Origin of the sequence: Lutibacter sp. (genome assembly GCF_041562875.1) — a bacterium.
Lineage (GTDB): Bacteria > Bacteroidota > Bacteroidia > Flavobacteriales > Flavobacteriaceae > Lutibacter.
In genome coordinates, this window is record NZ_JBFFOE010000173.1 from 1 (window position 1) to 2,846 (window position 2,846).

2 protein-coding genes are annotated in these 2,846 nt (G+C 28.6%); both read left to right on the forward strand.

Translation table 11 applies throughout. The features are described 5' to 3' along the window. Nucleotides 1–112 precede the first annotated feature (112 nt). Complete coding sequence (locus ABY863_RS13335) at nucleotides 113–1,498, forward strand: phenylacetate--CoA ligase family protein (protein WP_372795644.1); 1,386 nt, start codon at nucleotides 113–115, stop codon at nucleotides 1,496–1,498. After that, complete coding sequence (locus ABY863_RS13340) at nucleotides 1,491–2,705, forward strand: glycosyltransferase family 4 protein (protein WP_372795646.1); 1,215 nt, start codon at nucleotides 1,491–1,493, stop codon at nucleotides 2,703–2,705. The genes ABY863_RS13335 and ABY863_RS13340 overlap by 8 nt, the downstream gene beginning before the upstream one ends. The last annotated feature ends 141 nt before the right edge of the window (nucleotides 2,706–2,846 follow it).

Here is a 2,846-nt window from a genome sequence, read left to right on the forward strand (position 1 = left end):
AAATCCAACTAAAGCAGTTGAACTTTCGTTAAATGCTCGTAAGAAAGCAGAAAGTTTTGATTTGGATAATGTGAAACAACAATGGTTATCAATTTTAACCTAAGAATTTTCTATGATTGAACAATTCTATGCTAGAAGTCCTGTTTTCTTACAAAATATCTATATTTCAATTTATGGATATTATTGGAAAAGAAGGCGATATGGTGGTTGTTTTAGCGAAAAATTAAAAGAGTTTAAGCAACATGAGAATTTTTCAGAAGAACAATGGATAGCGTATCAAACATTTGAACTTCGAAAGTTATTAATTCATTCATATACAACGGTTCCATTTTATAGAAAAAAGTATACAGAATATGGTTTTACAATTCAAGATTTTGAAAATTTTGAGTTAGAAGACTTACAGAAACTTCCATATTTGGAAAAAGATGAATTACGGAAGTATGGAACAACTACATTACTATCCAATAAAAGGGGAAAAGGAAAGTTTTATAATAGCAGTGGGAGTACAGGCACACCTACTCAAATATATTTTAGTAAAAAATTTCATCAAACTTGGAGCGCATTATATGAATTACGTGTTAGAAATTGGGCGGGTGTAAATTATAAATTGCCTAGAGCTATGATTGGAGGCAGACGTGTTATTCTTTCTGATAAACCTAAGCCACCATATTTTAGGTATAATAAAGCGGAATCTCAAGCCTATTTTTCAGCGTATCATATTTCTGATAACACAGCAAAAGAGTATGTATTAGGTTTACAGAAATCAAAAGCTACCTATTTAGTAGGTTATGCTATGAGTATCTATTTATTGTCGCAAAGTATTCGTAAACAAAATTTAAAGGCTCCAAAGTTAAAAGCAGTATTAACATCAAGTGAAAAATTAACCACCACAATGAGAACTATTATTGAAAATACGTTTCAATGTAAAGTGTTTGACGCATATAGTGGAGTAGAAGCTTGTGGTTTAATTTCCGAAAATAAGAAAGGAGAACTTCTTTTTAGTCCTGATTCAGGTATTATGGAAGTTTTAGACAGTAATGGTAAAAATTTAAATTATGGGAAATCAGGAGAAGTAGTTGCTACTGGATTTTTGAATTACGACCAACCACTGATACGTTATAGGATTGGTGATAGTGTGAAATTATCAGAGAATCAAAAAACTTTTTCAGGTAGTAAAATGCTAAAAATTGATGAAATAGAAGGGAGAATAGAAGATGTGATTATAGGTAGCAAAGGACAAAAAATGGTACGTTTTCATGGAATATTTGTTGGAATTCCATCAATTATAATGGCGCAAGTTATTCAGAAAACATTAAATCAAATTGAAATAAAATTAGTAGTTGAAAATTCATATGAAACAAATTTTGAGAAAGTAATGATAGACAGAATTAAGAGCCAATTAGGAGAAGTATTAATTAATTTTAGTTATGTTAATGAGATAGAGAAAACGACTAATGGAAAATATAAAGCAGTAATTTCAAATTTGAAGAATGGGTAAAAAAGTTATATGGGTATTAAATCAAACAGCCGGTAAGCCTGATTCTGGTTGGGGAGAAAGGCACTATAATTTTGCAACCTATTGGGTTAAAAAAGGATATGTTGTAAAAATAATTTCAGGTTCATACAATCATCTTTTTATAAATCAACCTAAAACTTCAAATAAAACATTTACTCTTGAAGAAGTTGAAGATGGAATTACTTTTTGTTGGGTAAAAACTCCAAAGTATAAAGGTGGTGGTTACCGTAAATTTTGGAGTAATTTTATTTTTATGCTTAAGTTATTTTTTTTACCGACTAAAGCATTAAGTAAGCCATCTCATATTATAGTATCATCAATGCCTATTTTCCCAATTATAAATGGTTATTTTTTTAAGAAAAGATTTAAAGCTAAAAAACTAATTATTGAAATTAGAGATTTATGGCCATTAACACCCATATATTTGAAAGGTTATTCAAAAGATCACCCTTTGGTACGCATAGTTTCTTGGTTTGAAAAATTTGCGTACAAAAAATCAGATGCCATTGTTTCATTATTACCAAATGCTAATTCATATATAAATAACATATCCAAGAATCCTAATAAATTATACTGGATACCGAATGGTATTGATGAAACACTTCTAAAAAATGAGGATTTACCCATTTCAGTAATACATGAAATTCCCAAAAATAAATTTATTGTTGGTTATGCAGGAACCATTGGTATGGCTAATGCGATGGAATACTTTGTGGATGCAGCAATTTTATTGAAAGATAAAAAGGATATTCATTTTGTAATAGTTGGTAATGGATATTTAAAAAAACAATTTATTGAGCAAACTAAAGGAAATAATAATATTACTTTTATAGATAAAATTGGTAAAAATCAAGTGCAAAATATACTAACTCTTTTTGATGTTTGCTATGTTGGTAGATATAATAATAAATTATACGATTATGGTGTCTCATATAATAAATATTATGATTATATGCTTGCAAGTAAGCCCATTTTAGAGTCTTCAAATAAAATAAAAAGTTCAACTGAATTAGCTAAATGTGGAATTATTGTAAAACCGGAAAGTGGAGAAGCTATCGTTGAAGGTATTTATCAATTTAAATCTATGAAAGTTGAGGAACTTGAAAGTATTGGATTAAAAGGATTCATATTTGTGAAAAAATACCATAACTTTGAATACCTAAGTAATCTATACTTAAATTTATTCTAAATGCCCAAAAGTAACCTTCATTTCACCATTTCAGAACGTAAATTATATTTGCGATTTTTTGATAGTGCATTGGTGTTACTTGGTTTATTTGCACTGAATTATTTTTTTAATTTTCAATACTTTAATTTTAGCAATCCGAAT

Excerpts from the sequence above, each read along its gene's own strand:
- ABY863_RS13335 (WP_372795644.1), top strand. The coding sequence starts at position 113 with ATGATTGAACAATTCTATGCTAGAAGTCCTGTTTTCTTACAAAATATC.
- ABY863_RS13340 (WP_372795646.1), top strand. The coding sequence starts at position 1,491 with ATGGGTAAAAAAGTTATATGGGTATTAAATCAAACAGCCGGTAAGCCT.